13 protein-coding genes are annotated in these 17,068 nt (G+C 57.8%); 11 read left to right on the top strand and 2 right to left on the bottom strand.

The features are described from left to right. The first annotated feature begins 170 nt into the window (after positions 1-170). Positions 171-650 carry a hypothetical protein gene (locus tag PH547_RS21040; protein ID WP_283053701.1) on the top strand — a complete coding sequence of 160 codons (480 nt, stop codon included), beginning with the start codon at positions 171-173 and terminating at the stop codon, positions 648-650. 11 nt (positions 651-661) lie between these two features. On the opposite strand, the gene PH547_RS21035 is transcribed toward PH547_RS21040, so the two are convergent. Together PH547_RS21035 and PH547_RS21030 are read right to left on the bottom strand one after the other, a co-directional pair. Continuing rightward, the gene (locus tag PH547_RS21035; RefSeq protein WP_260304108.1) at positions 662-1,660 is read right to left on the bottom strand and encodes an ABC transporter permease; all 999 of its coding nucleotides are present in this window, start codon (positions 1,658-1,660) and stop codon (positions 662-664) included. A 38-nt stretch (positions 1,661-1,698) separates the two neighbouring features. Beyond that, complete coding sequence (locus PH547_RS21030) at positions 1,699-2,466, bottom strand: ATP-binding cassette domain-containing protein (protein WP_483315569.1); 768 nt, start codon at positions 2,464-2,466, stop codon at positions 1,699-1,701. 212 nt (positions 2,467-2,678) lie between these two features. Here PH547_RS21030 and PH547_RS21025 point away from each other — a divergent pair, with 212 nt between their 5' ends. The 10 genes from PH547_RS21025 to PH547_RS20980 all read left to right on the top strand — a co-directional run bounded on the left by PH547_RS21025 (position 2,679) and on the right by PH547_RS20980 (position 16,827). Beyond that, a complete protein-coding gene (locus PH547_RS21025) occupies positions 2,679-3,659 on the top strand; it encodes an NAD-dependent epimerase/dehydratase family protein (protein WP_285169353.1) in 981 nt (326 codons plus the stop codon). Between the two features lie 47 nt (positions 3,660-3,706). Then, complete coding sequence (locus PH547_RS21020) at positions 3,707-4,696, top strand: substrate-binding domain-containing protein (RefSeq protein WP_283053702.1); 990 nt, start codon at positions 3,707-3,709, stop codon at positions 4,694-4,696. A 420-nt stretch (positions 4,697-5,116) separates the two neighbouring features. Further along, on the top strand, positions 5,117-5,863 hold the full coding sequence (locus tag PH547_RS21015) for a Tll0287-like domain-containing protein (RefSeq protein ID WP_104827128.1): 747 nt from the start codon (positions 5,117-5,119) through the stop codon (positions 5,861-5,863). Between the two features lie 35 nt (positions 5,864-5,898). Then, positions 5,899-8,574 (top strand): response regulator, encoded by a 2,676-nt coding sequence (locus PH547_RS21010; protein WP_285169352.1) that lies wholly within the window; start codon positions 5,899-5,901, stop codon positions 8,572-8,574. A 14-nt stretch (positions 8,575-8,588) separates the two neighbouring features. Further along, positions 8,589-8,954 carry a response regulator gene (locus tag PH547_RS21005; RefSeq protein WP_285169351.1) on the top strand — a complete coding sequence of 122 codons (366 nt, stop codon included), beginning with the start codon at positions 8,589-8,591 and terminating at the stop codon, positions 8,952-8,954. A gap of 5 nt (positions 8,955-8,959) precedes the next feature. Continuing rightward, entirely contained in the window at positions 8,960-10,513 is a 1,554-nt protein-coding gene (locus PH547_RS21000) for an adenylate/guanylate cyclase domain-containing protein (protein ID WP_285169350.1), read from the top strand. 249 nt (positions 10,514-10,762) lie between these two features. Continuing rightward, positions 10,763-11,038, top strand: coding sequence for a hypothetical protein (locus PH547_RS20995; protein ID WP_285169349.1), 276 nt, complete (start codon positions 10,763-10,765; stop codon positions 11,036-11,038). A gap of 218 nt (positions 11,039-11,256) precedes the next feature. Beyond that, on the top strand, positions 11,257-13,374 hold the full coding sequence (locus tag PH547_RS20990) for a ParB/RepB/Spo0J family partition protein (RefSeq protein WP_285169348.1): 2,118 nt from the start codon (positions 11,257-11,259) through the stop codon (positions 13,372-13,374). Positions 13,375-13,660: 286 nt separating this feature from the next. Further along, the gene (locus PH547_RS20985; RefSeq protein WP_283053708.1) at positions 13,661-14,848 is read left to right on the top strand and encodes a DUF932 domain-containing protein; all 1,188 of its coding nucleotides are present in this window, start codon (positions 13,661-13,663) and stop codon (positions 14,846-14,848) included. A 944-nt stretch (positions 14,849-15,792) separates the two neighbouring features. Continuing rightward, positions 15,793-16,827: a DUF7146 domain-containing protein gene (locus PH547_RS20980; protein ID WP_285169347.1), complete on the top strand. Its 1,035-nt coding sequence runs from the start codon at positions 15,793-15,795 to the stop codon at positions 16,825-16,827. The last annotated feature ends 241 nt before the right edge of the window (positions 16,828-17,068 follow it).

Here is a 17,068-nt window from a genome sequence, read left to right as displayed (position 1 = left end):
AAAAAATTGACGCCGGTAAAAGCATTCGAGAACGATATTGCCGAACGCTCTCTATTGTTTGCAACAAATGCGTGTGAAAATTTATGGTAGTATTTACAAAGCCTTGGCAGTTGAAGACAACCCTAAATCCATGTAGAATTTAATGTCTTAAAAATAGAGAAAGCGGTCCAATGAGCGGCCGATTTGTCAAATTCGCGGAAGTCCTCGGTATTTCTGCAGGATTATCTGTAACCTTTTCAGATCTGGCCTCGGCTGGCTGTTGGTCAGCTTTGAAAAGCCCGGAATGGCAGCAAGTCAGTTCAATAATTGCGAGTGCGAAGCTATGCGAGCAGATGCCTTCGGGACCAAATCGCACCCGGAGGCTTGAGGTAACGGCCGTTGATTTCTGTACAGCTCCAAGTGGTGTTTCTGTCACCGCAAACGTGTCTCTCACTTGCGGATCGAGTTCAGATTCCTTTCTCCAGTTATCACCACTGGACGGCAAGGTTGTGGCGACGGTGACACTGGATATTGGTGCATGCAAAGTAACGGATTCGACCATAAATATTAGTGGTCAAGCTGGCGAAATCTTATCCAAACTGCCTCAGACGCAGGAATTCCTGCGCACGTGGGCGCAAATACGCCTTTCGAACTTGTGCGGAATGCAATGATCCGCCCCGTCCTATTCGCTCTGGCGGAAGTTGCGGATACGGTCGAATAAGACAGCAAGCACGATCGAGCCGCCGATGAAGGTGCCCTGCCAGAAGGCATTGATGCCAAGCAGGCCGAGACTATTGCGGATCACTTCGATCAAGGCCGCACCGATCAGTGCGCCGAACGCCGTGCCGACGCCTCCGGCAAGATTGGCGCCGCCGATAACAGTTGCGGCAATGACCTGCAGTTCCATCCCTGCGCCTATATTCGTGGTGACGGCACCGAGCCAGCCGGTTTGAATAATGCCAGCGACGCCGGCAGACAGAGCCGAAAGGATATAGACCGCAACCTTGATCTTTCGCACCGGAACGCCGGTCAGCGTTGCGGCATGCTCGTTGCCGCCGATGGCAAAGACGTAGCGGCCAAATCTGGTCCATCGCAACACAAAGCCGGTCAGAAGCGCTAGCGCGATCATGTAAAGCACCGGATTTGCAATGCCGAACAGCCAGGCGCCACCGCCAAGTGCAAGGAGCTTGTCGTGATCCGGTCCGAATTGAAAGACGACTGTGTTATTGGACGCGACCATCGCCAGGCTGCGGGCGATCGACAACATACCGAGCGTGACGACGAACGGTGGAAAACCGAGATAGGCGATCAGGACTCCGTTGAAGGCGCCCACGATGAGGGCTGTGCCGATCGAAGCGGCAATGCCCGTGCCGATCCCGTAACCGGCATGCATGACGACTGCGAGCACCATGCTGCAAAGGCAAAGCACGGAGCCGACGGATAAGTCGATACCACCGGTGATGATGACGAGCGTCATTCCAAGCGCGATGATCGCCACGAAGGTGACATTGCGGGTGATATTGTAGAGGTTGGTGGATGTTGCGAACGAACTCGTGGCGAATGAGAGGAAAATACAGGCAAGGATGACGGCAATCAGCACCCAGAATGTCTGGCTGCCGAATATTGCAGCGAGCCAACTCCGCTGCTTGCGTGCGATCGTTTGATCAAGAGTAATTGCCATGCGACCTCGCTTGCTTTCGATACCGGCACGGCCTTCGATTATACTTGTTCGATCGCGCCGGTGATGAGCCCTGTGACTTCTTCGGGGGAACTTGCCCCGATCTGCTTGTCGGCAACTTTCCGTCCGCGCCGCATCACAATCACCCGGTCGGCCACGGAAAAGACATCCGGCATGCGATGACTGATCAGGATGACGGCAATGCCACGATCTCGAAGTTGGCGGATCAAAGCCAGCACTTCGGCCACTTGGCGAACGGAAATCGCGGCGGTTGGTTCATCCATGAGCACGAGCTTTGCTTCCGCCAGCATCGTGCGGGCGATCGCGACGGCCTGCCGCTGGCCGCCTGACATCTGTTTCACGAGGTCACGCGGACGCGTCTCGGACTTCAGCTCCTTGAAAATCTCGCCGGCGCGCTTGTACATCGCCTTATAGTCGAGGATCCGCAAGGGGCCGAGGCCGAGGCGAAGCTCGCGCCCCAGGAAGACGTTTGCTGCAGCCGTCAGATTGTTGCAGAGAGCCAGATCCTGATGGACGATCTCGATGCCGCGCTGGCGTGCTTCTACCGGCCGATGCAAGACGAGATCCTCCCCATCGAGGCTCATCGTGCCGTGGCTCGGCCGAAAGTTGCCGGCAATCATCTTGACCAGCGTTGATTTGCCCGCGCCGTTGTCGCCCATCAACCCGACGACCTCTCCCGCTTCCAACGAGAACGAAACATCGTTTACCGCCTGGATGGCGCCGAAATGTTTTGAGATGTTGGCGAGCTCAAGAACTGCCACCGGCCCTCTAGCCTCCCAAAGCCGCAGGCTCGCCCTTTCCGAATATATTCGTTTCGATTTGAGCTGCGATTTTGCCCGCCGGTCTCCTCCCTGCGAGCATCAACAATATTTACTCAGAACCGCGCGAAATCGTCAATCGAATGTCACTAATTTACCGTCTTCCCTACAATTATTCGTTTGTAGTACAATTCCGTTGACGCGCGAAGGTATCCTTACATTAGCTGTTGCCGGAGGAGAGCATGTTAATCCTTGTCACCGGCGCAACGGGCAAGGTTGGGCAGCATTTTATTGCCGGAGTGCTTGGCGATCCACGATTTTCAAAGGCGCGCATACGCGCGCTTTGCCATAATCGGTTGTGTCCTGAGACAGAGCGGGTCGAGGTCACACAAGGCTCGATTGCCGACCGGGAAACCGTCGCCAGGACGCTTACGGGTGTCACCCATGTAGTGCATCTCGCCACATGCAAGGAAACGCCTGCCGATGTGATGGACGTGACGGTAAAGGGACTTTTCTGGCTGCTCGAGGCTTTCCGCACCAGTCCCACGGCACGACAGTTCATCCTTATCGGCGGCGACGCCGGTATTGGTCATTTCTATTATCGTCACGAGACACCCATTACCGAAGCCACACCGCATCGGGCTTATCCGGGATGCTATGCGCTTTCGAAGGTCTTGGAAGAAGTGATGCTGGAGCAATTCGGCATTCAATACGGGCTCAACGGCTGCTGCCTGCGAGCGCCTTGGATCATGGAAAAAGACGATTTCAGATTCTCGCTTTCATTCGGCGATGACGTCTTCGGCGGACCCGACTGGAAGACGCTTGTTCCGCAGGCCGACGCTGAGCGCTACGCAAGGGACGGCACAGTGCCGCTGCTACGCGACGCGGATGGGCGCCCGCTGAAGCGCAATTTTGTCCATGTCGAAGACCTTGTCTCAGCCATGCTTTCGGCCATCGACAATCCGCGCGCTAAGGGACAGCTTTTCAACATCTGCATGGATCGTCCGGTCGACTATGGCGAGGTCGCCGCCTATCTCGCGCGTACCCGGGGTCTCGGTTCCATCGATATAGGCAGCCAGTTCCATTCGAACTGGATGGACAACAGCAAGGCTAAGTACCTGCTCAATTGGAGCCCCATCTACGATCTGGAAATGCTTATCGACTCGGCCTGGGGATACGAGCGTTCGGAAGGGGAAGCTCGCATCATCTGGTATCCGGGTTGATCACGGGGCGGGCAGTGGTGCCCGCCTTCTTCAAAGGGGAGGAAGCTATGAGGAAGGCATTGTTGCTTACAGTCGCGGTATTGGCGCTAACGGCCGGACAAGCCTTGGCGGCCAAGAAACAGCTTGTCATCGTCGTGAAGGGCTTGGACAACCCGTTCTTCGAAGCAATCAACCAGGGTTGCCAGAAGTGGAACAAGGAGAATGCGAACTCCGAATATGAGTGCTTCTACACTGGTCCGGCCTCGACATCGGATGAAGCCGGCGAAGCGCAGATCGTGCAGGACGTGCTCGGCAAGGCCGAAACCGCGGCGATCGCTATTTCGCCCTCGAACGCCAAATTGATTGCCCAGACCCTGAAGACGGCCAGCCCTAAGGTGCCGGTCATGACGCTCGATGCCGACCTTGCGGCCGAGGACGCAGCGCTGCGCAAAACCTATCTTGGGACAGACAACTACCTGATGGGTGCGCGCATTGGCGAATACATCAAGAAGGCCAAACCCAACGGCGGCAAGATCTGCACGATCGAAGGCAACCCCGGCGCCGACAACATTCTTCGTCGTGCTCAGGGGATGCGCGATACATTGACAGGCAAGAAAGGCCTTACTGCGCTGAAGGGTGAGGGCGGCTGGACGGAAGTCGCAGGTTGCCCCGTCTTCACCAATGACGACGGCGCCAAGGGCGTGCAGGCGATGACCGATATCCTGGCTGCAAATCCAAGCCTCGACGCTTTTGGCATTATGGGAGGCTGGCCGCTGTTCGGCGCTCCGCAACCGTATCGTGACCTGTTCAAGCCGATGGCCGACAAAATCGGCAAGAACGAGTTCGTGATCGGCGCTGCGGATACGATCGGTGACGAAGTGGCCATTGCAAAAGAAGGTTTGGTAACAGCGCTCGTCGGCCAACGGCCGTTCGAGATGGGCTACAAGGCGCCGTCCGTGATGATGGACCTGATCGCCGGGAAGACGGTCGAAGATCCGGTCTTCACCGGGCTCGACGAATGCACAAAAGATACCGTCGACACCTGCATTCAGAAGTAAAAACTGCAACCGGAGCATGCCTTCTTAGCATGCTTCGGTTGACATCGCGTCGCGTAGCGATCGTGACAGTCAGCTACGGCGAGGCTTAAACGTTTATGTGCCAGCTTCGGCACGCTTATGAGCATCGACCCAAGCCACGATGTCGAGTGGGATTGCCCGCATCGCATCGGTGCCGGGCAAGATGTTTGGAGCATAGGGGCGGCTTCGAAAGGGGAGCCGCCGGATGTCAGGGGAACCACGTTAAATGCCGCTGCATGTTTGCTTTTCAGCGGAAGCGATGGCCGCCTCCTTGGCGCAATATCCATCGTCGTCGCAGCGTGAAAGGGGACTGTGAGGCATCCTTGACCATTACTAATGACTTTTGAATTTTAGCACAAACTGATACTATCGCGACCCGGGTCCTATACTACGAGGCTCAACATGCGGCGTGGCCTGATATCTGGTGTCTGTTTGGCATGCGCCGCGACCTTTCTTTTGGCGGGCTTTGTTCTTGCCGACGAAGATGACATGAGAACGGGTGAACGGCTTGCCGCGTTGTTGCGCGCCGGCCGGACTGTCATTTCGGGTTATCAAAAACTTATCAACGACGAATCCCTCGGAGAAAAGGACCTCACGGGTCAACGCGTCGTCAACGAAGCGCTACAGATCTTTGCCCAGCGCAAGGGCGATTCCATATCGGATCAAAATTACAATCCTTTCGACAAGCAATTGTTCGACGCGCAGGTCGCAGCGATAAAGGAAGTTGTCGACGAGCATCAAAGCATGATCGACATGAAGGGTGTGGGTTTCAAGGGATTCATTCCCTCGACTTTCGCTCGGTTGGTCAATGAACGTTTCGGGGAAAAGGTCGGCGACAAGGCGAAGATGAAGGTGACTGCGCCGGAGGAACTCATCCGCAATCGCAAGGCGCGCCCGGATGAGTGGGAACAGCATGTCATAGAGAGCAATTTTCTATCTCCCGATTGGCCGAAGGGCAAACCCTTTACCGAGGAGGTAGAGGTAAACGGCCGTCAATCTTTTCGCATGCTAATCCCTGAATACTATTCGGCATCCTGCCTGACCTGTCACGGCGGACCTAAAGGCGAGGTTGATGTAACAGGCTACCCGAAGGAGGGTAAAGCTGAAGGCGAGTTAGCCGGTGCGATCAGCATTACGCTGTTTAAATGAGCGCCTTTGTTACCATTCCAACGCGGATCGGCCGCTTGACCGATCGAAAGATACCGCTTCGCCTCATCTGTCTTTCGGCTGCGCTTTTGGTCGCGTTGCTCCTCAGCGTCGCCTTCATGGCGCATGACCTGCGTGAAAATCAGCGGCGCGTTGAGGAGGCGAATGCGCGCTTCCATATGTTCGACGATGCTGCCAAGGCGCATCGCCATTTTGGCGAGGTTCGCTATTGGTTAACGGATCTATCCGTCAGCCTTTTGACGCTTTCAGAGCGGCGCGCACAAGAAGCCCGCAAAGCGCTCGAACAAGACCTCGTTCGCATCAAGGTCTTCGCACCCGATGAAGCAAACACGATCCAAAAGGGTTCGGATGCTTACTTTGAAAAAGCAATGCAGGCCGTTGATGCCTACACAAACGACAACAGGGTCATAGGAAACACGCGACTGGCGGCTGCCAGAAGCTATAGCGACCAAATCGATTCCGTGCTCATGTCCCTTGAGCAGCGTCTCGAGAACGAAGCTGATCTGGCGCGTGACGCAGCCGACGCAACGGCGCGCAACACCTATTTGCGTGCTCTGATCGCAGCCAGCGTGACGACGCTGGCCTGCATTCTGATGACCTGGCTGGTGCTCCGCTCTATCCTTGTGCCGCTTGGCCGGATCGACAGGGCGATGACCCAACTGACGAGGGGAGAGGAGGACGTCGAACTGCCGCCAGAAGGCAACGATGAATTCGGGAAACTTTCAAAGACGCTGCGGTTGCTGCGTGACAGCCAGGCAGAGCGTCGCGAGCTTGAAGCCGCCGCCGAGCGCCAGCGCAACACCGTGATGACGGCGATCGAAACCATCCCCGATGGCTTCGCATTCTTTGACGCGAACGATCGGCTGGTTCTGGTCAACCAACGCTATCTTCAACTGTTTCCCGGCACTGCCGACCTAATGACGCCGGGAAGAGCCTTTGAAGATATCGTTCGAGCGCAGGCAGAACGCGGCACGACTGATATTGGAAGCGGCGGCATAGAAAACTGGATCGCCGAGGCCATGCAGCGTCACCGCGAGCCCCGCGGCATGATCGAGCGGCAATTCGCCAATGGAACATGGCTGCGCATTGCCAAGCGAAAGACGCCGGAGGGCGGCACCGTGGCGGTCTACACGGATATATCGGATCTGAAGAACCGACAGGGGGAGCTGGAGGAGGCAAAGCGTGGCGCGGAGGTCGCCAGTGAAGAGAAGAGCCGTTTCCTGGCTTCCATGAGCCACGAGCTGCGCACTCCTCTGAATGCGATCATCGGATATAGCGAAATGCTCATCGAGGATGCCAGCGATCTCGGGCAAACCGAGTTTATCGCGGATCTCAATAAAATCATGGGCTCGGGACGCCACCTCCTGGCGCTTATCAATGACGTTCTTGATCTCTCTAAGATCGAGGCGGGCAAGATGGAGCTTTACGTTGAGCGCCTCAGTCTAAGACAGCTCCTTGCCGATGTTCAAAATACCGTCGCGCCGCTGATCGCCAAAAAGGGCAACCGTCTGCTGGTGAGTGCCTCCGTGGAGCAGGACCAGATCGAGACCGATAAGACCAAGTTGCGGCAAAACCTGTTCAATCTTCTCTCGAATGCCGCCAAATTTACGGAGAACGGCGAGATCAAGCTTTCGGTGCGGCGTTATGAGGACGAAGTGGGCGAATGGCTCGAATTTGCCGTCAGTGACAGCGGAATCGGTATGACGAAGGAACAGCAGAAAAAGCTATTTCATGCATTCGTACAGGTGGATTCGTCGACGACGCGGAATTACGGCGGGACCGGCCTTGGTCTGACCATCACGCAGCATTTCGTGAAGATGATGGGCGGCACTATTACGGTCGACAGTGAGTTCGGAAAGGGTTCGACCTTTCGTTTCACAATTCCTGCGATCATCAGAACAGATATTGTTGAGGAAAATGCATCGGAAGGCGAAGCCCTTGAAGATGCGGGCGCGCGTCCAACAGTTCTCGTGGTCGATGATGAGGCGCGGGCTCGCAAATTCGTCTCCGACGCTGTTCGCGGCGCAGGTTTTGCCGTGATCGAGGCGAGGGGTGGGGAAGAGGGCTTGGCAAAAATCCGCAAATTGCATCCGGACGCCATCGTTCTTGACGTGATCATGCCTGGCCAAGACGGTTGGTCCGTCCTGCGCGAAATCAAGTCGGACGAGGCAATCTGCGATATTCCCGTCATCCTCGCGACAGTCGTGGCCGATCGCGAGATGGGCCTGGCGTTCGGTGCTGTTGACCATTTGATCAAGCCGATTGATCCCCAACAACTCGTCGATACTCTGAACGCAGTTGCCGGTGAAGCACGTCATGATGTGCTGATCGTCGACGATGATCCTGCGACGCGCGATCTTTTTCGCCGGGTCCTCGTCCGCGAGGGTTGGAGGGTTCGGGAGGCGGCTGACGGTCATCATGGTCTTAAGCAACTTGAGGCCGGACGGCCGACGATTATGGTTCTCGACCTGATGATGCCGAACATGGATGGCTTCACGCTTCTTCAGGTGGTTGGGGACAGGCACGACCTCGCAGATATTCCGGTCGTTATCGTCACGTCGAAAGACTTGACCCGCGAAGAGCTGGATTGGTTGGGTGTTCGGGCCAAGGAAGTGGTCAGAAAGGGAACCAAAGGCCGCACGGATCTGATTGCAGCTTTAAAGCGGCATCTTCCGCAAAAGGAAGAGGCTTGAGGAGAGAGGTTGGCATGGTCAAAATTCTTCTCGTCGAGGACAATGAGATGAACCGTGATATGCTCTCCCGCCGCTTGGAGAAACGCGGTTACGAAGTTGTCAGCGCAAGCGACGGGCTCGCCGGTGTCGAGGCTGCCATGACCGAGCGACCGGACTTGGTTTTGATGGATATGAGCCTTCCTGTCATTGACGGCTGGGAAGCGACAAAGCGGATCAAAAAAAATCCTCTCACCGCTGCCATACCTGTGATCGCACTTACTGCCCATGCCATGGCCGGCGATCGGGAAAAGGCAATCGAGGCCGGTTGTGACGACTACGATACCAAACCGATCGAACTGCCGGGTCTGCTCGACAAGATCGCGCGTCTGACCGGAGGGTAGCGATAATGGCTCAATCTCGCGACATCGGGCATCGCATGTATATCGCCAAAATCGCCCAAAACATCGTGGATCCGGCCCAGGCCATTCTGGGTTATCAGGAACTGATCACGGAGGAGGTGCGTGAAGCGGGACCCCGTGATGCTTTGCCCGACCTTGAAAGGATATTGAGCGCCGCGCGGGAGCTGAATGCATTGATCAAGCGACTTCTCGACATTGAAACGCCTGAGAGTGGGAATGCCCCCTCGGTCGATAAACTTTTGCGGCACGATCTCAGAACGCCCATGAATGCCATTCTCGGTTATTCCGAGATGTTGATCGAGGACTTCACCGACACCTTGCCGAAGCGGTTGCTGGAGGATGTGTCGAAGGTCATTCGCGAAAGCCGCAATTTGCTTGCGCAGATTGACGAAACACTTGATGGATCGTCCCTCGATACGGATCACGAATTTCAGCCGACATTCGACGGAACGATCGCCGCCGATCTGGCCAGGACAATGGCGACCCTCCCTTCGGCCGTTACTGAACGCGCAGGACGTATCCTCATCGTCGACGACACCGCGTCAAATCGCGATCTCCTGTCCAGACGCCTCTGCCGCGATGGACACACCGTCGTTGCGGCAAGCTCCGGCGACGAGGCGCTTCGTATCTTCGGTCAGCAGGAATTCGATCTCGTGCTAGCCGATGTCCTGATGCCCGACATGAACGGCATAGAGCTTTTAGGCCAGCTTAAAGCGAACCGCCAGTTTCGCGAGATCCCGGTCGTGATGATTTCTGGCCTGAAGGATGATGACGCCGTTGCCCGGTGCATTGAAGCTGGGGCGGAGGACTATCTTCGCAAACCGATCAATTCCGTCCTGCTTAAAGCGCGCATTGCCGCCTGTCTTGAGCGTCGTCGTTGGCGAACGCGCGAGAAGGAATATTTGGCACGGATAGAGTTCGAGAAGGAGCGGGCAAACACTTTACTTCATGCAATTCTTCCGGCGCAGGTCGTGCAGCGGCTTGCGGACGGAGAGGAAGTGATCGCCGATCGCATCGATATGGCGACTATTATTTTCGCCGACATCGTCAACTTCACGGAATTTGCAGCACGAACGCCTGCGGCAGCATTGGTCCGAAGACTAGGAGACTTGTTTAGTCGTTTCGACGCACTTGCGGATCAATATGGTATCGAAAAAATCAAGACGATTGGTGATGCGTATATGGCGGCGTCAGGATTACCGGACGCTCGCGTGGATCACGCTGAGGCGGGCGTTGGGTTCGCCAAGGCAATGCTGGCTGAAATGCCTAGAGACACGGATGATGGATCAGCACTGACTTTGCGGATCGGCATCCATAGCGGCCCGGTCATCGCGGGACTAATTGGTCGGAAGCGCTTTGTCTATGATGTTTGGGGACATACGGTCAACGTTGCCAGTCGAATGGAATCTTGCGGCGTACCGGGTCAAATTCAGATATCGCAAACGACCTACGATGCACTTGGCGAAGGGCGCCCGCCCGCGCGGCGGGAAATCATGCATATTCGCGGGATCGGGAGATACACAACCTACCTCTTGGAATAACCTGTGAGGCGCGGAAGCGGGCTCCGCTGCGGCTCGCATCGTATGGGTGGAGATGGTCTTTCCACCTGAAGAGTCCTTTCAGCCTTCCTTCGTTGGCGATGCATGGAAGACTTCTCGTTTTGCCATGAAGCTCACATCCTTTTTATATTTTATCACGCTAAAGTACAATGTTGACCATCGTCGATCAGGACGTGACAGAAAAGAGCGAATCTGCTCCTTCCTAATCAGAATATTTCGGAAGGTGCTAATATGGATCGAGCAGAAAACGACCTGCGTTTGATCGCCGTAATGCGGCGCTATTTCGCTGTGAAGGATGAGCTTGCAGGTTTGAAGTCCACGCTTGAGGACAAACGAAAAGCAGCCGGAATTGCGGTCGGCGAATTTTATCACGTCCGCGCCGAAACCGAACATGCCGACGATGTCAGTCGGACCGTCACGCTCAGACGGGAGATGGAGTTTCTGATGAGCCTCGCCGAAGGCTGGTCGAGGGGAGACATCATTCTTCTCGGCTTATCGACCGATTGACCCCGCAATCGCCAAGTACCAGAAGGCAAAACCGGTCCGGAGCAAGAAGCGCTGCCCTGATGCTGGAAGGGCCGAGCACGGATCAAAGCAAGGATGCGGACAGCGAGATTAATGCGGTCGGCCAATGGGAGATGTGAGAGGAAGAGGAGGGAAGGGGAGTTGTGACGGATTGACAGGTTTGGAGAGAGTTTTCGGCCGGTCCGTTACGGAGAAACGACATGGCACAGGGCATCCAGAAACTTACCCTCAGTGCAGCCCGCGACATTCCCTTCAATAAGCTGGTGCTCAGCCAGCAGAACGTCCGCAAGATCAAGGCGGGCGTGTCGATCGAGGATCTTGCGGAAGATATTGCCCACCGCGGTCTGTTGACAAGCCTTAGTGTCCGTCCCGAACTCGATGCCGACGGCAAGGAAACGGGCATTTACCGCATCCCTGCCGGCGGGCGCCGCTATCGTGCCCTTGAGCGGCTCGTGTCGCAGAAGCGGCTCACTAAGACCGCTGGCGTTCCGTGCATCGTCAGCCGCGGTGACACACTTGAGGTCGAGGATTCGCTTGCCAAAAACGTCCAACGCGTCAGCCTTCATCCGCTCGATCAGTTCCGCGCCTTCCAGGCGCTGCGGGCGCAGGGGCTCGGAGAGGAAGAGATCGCCGCCCGCTTCTTCATTTCGCTTGCCACGGTGAAACAGCGCCTACGGCTCGCATCCGTCTCGCCGCGGCTTCTTGATGTCTATGCCGAAGACGAAATCACGCTTGAGCAGGTGATGGCGTTTTCGATCACCAACGATCATGTCCGCCAGGAGCAGGTCTGGGATACGATCTCCTGGTCCCACAGCCGCGAGCCATACTACATCCGCCGCTTGCTAACCGAAACCGCCATCCGCGCCAGCGACCGTCGTGCTGTCTATGTCGGCGTCGACATTTACGAGGCTGCCGGCGGCGTGGTGATGCGCGATCTGTTCGAGCAGGATCAGGGCGGATGGCTGCAGGATCCGGCGTTGCTGGAGCAACTCGCGCTCGAAAAACTGAAGGCCGCCGCCGATGCGATCCGTGGGGCCGAGGGCTGGAAATGGATCGATGTCGCTTTCGATTTTCCCTATGGCCATACGTCCATGTTGCGCCGCTCCTGCGGCAAGCAGGCCGAAATGACCGAGGAGGAACTCGCTCGCTACGATGCGACACGGGTCGAGTACGACAAGCTCGATGCTGACTATGCCGCGGCGAGCGAATATTCGGAGGCGGCGGAACAGAAGCTCGAGGAGCTCGGTGCCGAGCTCGACCGGCTCAATGACCGGCCGTATGTCTTTGACCCCGAAGAGGTTGCTCGTGGAGGCGTGTTTATCTCGATCGGCGCCGGCGGCGAACTCAAAATCGAACGGGGATTCCTGCGGCCCGAAGATGAGCGACAGCCGGAGGTCGGCGCCTCCGATGCTGACGGTGATCGTGACCAGGGAAGTGTCGCTTTCGACGACAGTTCCCTGGTCACGATCGGATCGAGCGTTGGCAGCGATCAGCCGGAAGACGAGGATGAGACGATCAAGCCGCTGCCCGATCGCCTGATCGTCGATCTGACGGCAGCGCGGACTATCGCGCGTCGCAATGCGCTTGCCAACGATCCGGTCATGGCCTTCATTGCCATGCTGCATGCGTTTGTGCTCAAGATCTTCTATCATTACGGTTCACACTCGTGCCTGGAAGTGAGCCTGCAGAGCGCGAAATTCAGCCAAACTGACGGGCTTGGCGACACGGTTTGGGCAAAGGAGATCGAACAGCGGCAGGAAGGTTGGGGCCAGGATCTTCCCAAGGATCCGAACGATCTCTGGGCGTTCCTGATCGCGCTCGATGAGGTTAGCCGCCAGACGCTGTTTGCGCATTGCGCTTCGCTATCGGTCAACGCGGTGATTGAGCCCTGGAACAACCGGACCCGGGCGGTCGCACATGCCGATCAACTGGCCCGATCGATCGGTTTCGGGATGGTCCAAGCTGGCTGGACACCGACCACTGACAACTACCTTGGCCGCGTCACGAAGGCCCGCATCCTGCAAGCGGTCCTCGAGGCGAAAGGCGACCAGTCAGCGGAACTGATCGGCCATCACAAGAAGGCCGACATGGCTCGCGAAGCCGAACGGTTGATGATCGGTACCGGCTGGCTGCCTGAGCCGCTTCGGCTCATCACGGATGGCGCCTCGACCGATGAGACGATTGTCGAAGCCGTTGAGCTTGCCGACGGCAAGACACACGAGGCAATGGCTCCCGATCTACCGGCTTTCCTGGCCGAAGATGCCGATGATGCCTCCAGGCCTGCCGATGAGAACCAGCATCTCGATGCAGCAGCATAGTCCCGTTTTGTCAGTCCTGGCCGACGGCCGGCTTCGATAAAGACACCGGGCCGCATCCGCCATAGGCGAGTGCAGTGCCCGATTTTACGATCGAAACGATCCGTCACTAACGTTTCTTGTAGCATGTACCTATTCCGCCGAGACGTTGGACGCGGCCTGCCGCACAGCTATCGACGATGAAAACTGGGAGGCCGGCGCCTCCATCGAGGGTGATCCATTCAGCCCTTGATTTCCCTCAACCAGCCCGGCCGTCGCGCCGGGCTCTTGCTTTTAAGGAGATAGTCCTATGAACACCGCCACCAACACCCGGCCCATAGCTGCCGGCTTCAAAGTCGATATTTCCCGCGGCGAGCGGATCGGCCGAGTTTCATCGGAATGGTTTTCTCGCCCGGACGACGAACGGTTCCTGTCGCTGACGGATCTCTACGATACTGTCCGCTCCCGAGCCGACCGGGCTCAGGCGCGAACAATCGAGAGTGCGGCAATCCGCGTCGAGGCCACGCGCGACAACGCTGACCGGCTCGAGCTCCTTGTTCCCGGCCAGCGCCAGGCGTTCGCGCCGACCCATTGGAGCTATGGCCAGCTCTGCAGCCTGGTCGGCGCGCCCGCTACCTATATGCGCCAGCTGCCGGCGCCACTTGCCGCCATCAACCTCCAGCACGGCCTGCTCAATCATCGTGCCGAGCTGGTGAAGACGCTCGAGATGGATGATGGACGGCTCGAACTTAGGGCCGTCACCGGACCTGAATACGGCCGCATCTGGGACCATGAACTTGTCTCGGCGGTAATGAAGATTGCCGGTAATGGCACCGGCGATACGATGTGGAAGGTGCCTGGCGTGCTCGATTGGGCGACCATGACACACAATCCCTTCGTCGACATCACCAAAGACACGACGACGCTCTATGCCTCGGATCGTGACGTTTTCCTGTTTCTGGTCGACGACACCCACCCGATCGAAGCCGGGCGGCTGCCAAACGGAGAGCCGGATCTTTATTTCCGCGGCTTTTATGCCTGGAACTCGGAAGTCGGGTCGAAAACGCTCGGCATAGCCTCCTTCTACCTGCGCGCCGTTTGCGCCAATCGCAATCTTTGGGGCGCGGAAAACTTTGAGGAGATCACCATTCGACATTCGAAGTTCGCCGCTGAGCGTTTCGCGCACGAAGCAGCGCCTGCATTGACCAGCTTTGCCAATTCCTCGCCGGCGCCGTTCGTGGCCGGCATCAAGGCGGCGCGCGAGCGGATCGTCGCCCGCAAGGACGAAGATCGCGAAACTTTCCTGCGTCGCAGCGGCTTCTCGAAAGGTGAAACCGGCAAGGTGATCGAGATGGTCTTGTCCGAAGAGGGGCGACCGCCGGAATCGGTCTTCGATTTCGTCCAGGGCATCACCGCCCTGGCACGCACTAAGACCAACCAGGATACGCGCCTGGAGTTCGAAGGCAAGGCGAAGAAGCTGCTGGAAAGCGCCTCCTGACTGAATGCAGCCGTCGAATTGTGTCTCCCAAACTCCCATCCCGTTATCCCACTGCGCCCAGTTGGGGCAAGGGCATTGTCAAACCGTTTGGCTATAATGGCGGCTGTTCGATCTGCGCTGGCAGCCAAATCTGAGGGTGGGTCCAGCGTGATATAGCTGTGGCCCGCCTTGTCCATCTCCGGCATCAGCGTGATCTTGTCAGCACGGCGCGGCCAACGATCGGAACCATTGGCGTATCCGAAAGGGCGTGCCCAAAGTTCCAAGAACCGCTTGTACAATGCTCGTCCGGGTTTCCCAGAAAATTGGCACCATCGATCATGACAATTGGAAGTCCAAGATTTGTTGATTGGAACTGAGTGGCGTGAACTTCGAGAGCCGAGAACCGCTTCGATGTGCGCTGCCGGCTGCTGACGTGGTCGGCCCGCGCCCGGCCTCGAAGACTATCGGAGGGTGAGAGAGGGGCTGGAAAGGTTGATTTGACCGACTTTGAGGGCGCCCGGTCAGGCTGGAGCTTTCCTCGCTCTCGAACAATGTTATCCATGACGCGGCGACCCGCTCGATTGTTTTCACCCGGGCCAGCCGAGGGGACCGCGTCCTCGATGCCGCCAATACGCCGCTTCCTTTTCTTGACTATCGCAGGCCCGTCCGCTCAGGCACGGGGATCGCCACCCACTCCAGAGCGCCGCACTCGCCCCTCGCGATGCTGGCGAACTGGCAAGGCTCATGCCGACCCGCAGCCGGCGGTCGGACGAGAACCAGGCGCTGCAGCACCTTTCTACCCTGCTCCGCGACTGGCTGAAAACCATCGGACTTTTCTCCGAAATCATTGCCAGGAAAAACGGCTCGTTTTGCCAATGTCGCAGGAGGGGCCGGCGATACTCGAGAGGCTGACGCTGCGTCATCGTTTGCTCGAGCTTTCAAGCCCAGATTGAAGGAGGTCTAACATGTCAGCATCCGAACTGGCTGCCCGTCTCGCGCGCCATGCCGAGGCGGTGTGCCGCCACTATCTTTCGGCCGGGCGGCGATATGGCAACTACTGGATCGTCGGCGATACGGCAAACAGCAAAGGCCGTTCGCTCTATGTTCATCTGGCCGGCCCACGGGCTGGCCGCTGGACCGATGCGGCAACCGGTCAATACGGCGATCTCCTTGATCTTGTCCGTGAGAGCTGCGGCCTGATCGATTTTTGTGATGTCGCGAGGGAGGCCCGGCAGTTCCTGACCCTACCGAAAACCGGGAGCGCATCGGAATATCGATCAATCGGAGCCCCAGGCCGCTCGAATCGCCCGGCAGCTGAACGGGCACGACGGCTGTTTGCGATGGGCCAGCCGCTGAGCGACACACTCGCTGACAAATATCTGCGACGACGCGGGATACTGCGCGGGTCGGACCACGCCGCACTCCGCTTTCACCCGTCCTGCTACTACCGCGATCTGCTGACGGGCGATACTAGACGCTATCCCGCGCTGATTGCCGCTGTCACAGATCCGAGCGGCGCGATCACCGGAGTGCATCGGACCTGGCTCGATCCGAGCGGTGACGGCAAAGCAAAGGTCGAGACTCCGAGGCGGGCATTGGGCAGCCTGCTCGGCAATGCGGTGCGCTTCAATGTGCCGGTCGATGCGCCGGTGAAGGTGATGGCAGCGGGTGAGGGGCTCGAGACCATGCTATCTCTATCGTATGTCATCCCAGGAATGCCGATTGCCGCTGCGCTCACCGCCAACCACCTTGCCGCCTTTAAAGCGCCGGTAAGCTGCTTACGCCTCTATATCGCTGCGGACGCGGATGATGCTGGTCGCCACGGAAGCGAGAGATTAAGTCAGGCGGCTCGATCACTCGGCATTCTGCCGCTTTTGCTGACCCCTGAACTGGGCGATTTCAACGACGATCTTCGATCTCTAGAACTGGACCGAGTGACTGTAAATCTTCGTCGGCAGCTTTGTCCGGAAGACGTCGCCGCGTTCCTGCCCGCTGCGTGAAGCGGCGGGCCGGCGCTGCGAAGTGGCGCTTAGGGCAGGTCTGGAGCGAACGGGCCTTCTCGATCTCCATGTTTGTCCGCGCCTGCAGGCCTGCCGGGAGGCGACCCATACCACGCGGTGCCCGACCTTCAGCGGCTCGGTTGGGTTTCTTCCCCGCAGCGGCTTTGCCGCTGCTCCTCGCGGACCAAGAAACCCGCCCTCCGCCGCCCGGCGCTTTGCTGGGCCGCGGCGCGATCCGCCG

It is taken from the genome of Rhizobium cerradonense (assembly GCF_030182455.1).
In the GTDB taxonomy this organism is placed as follows: Bacteria; Pseudomonadota; Alphaproteobacteria; order Rhizobiales; family Rhizobiaceae; genus Rhizobium.
The sequence above is the reverse complement of the archived record's forward strand: the minus strand, read 5'-3'. Positions and strand labels throughout refer to the sequence as shown.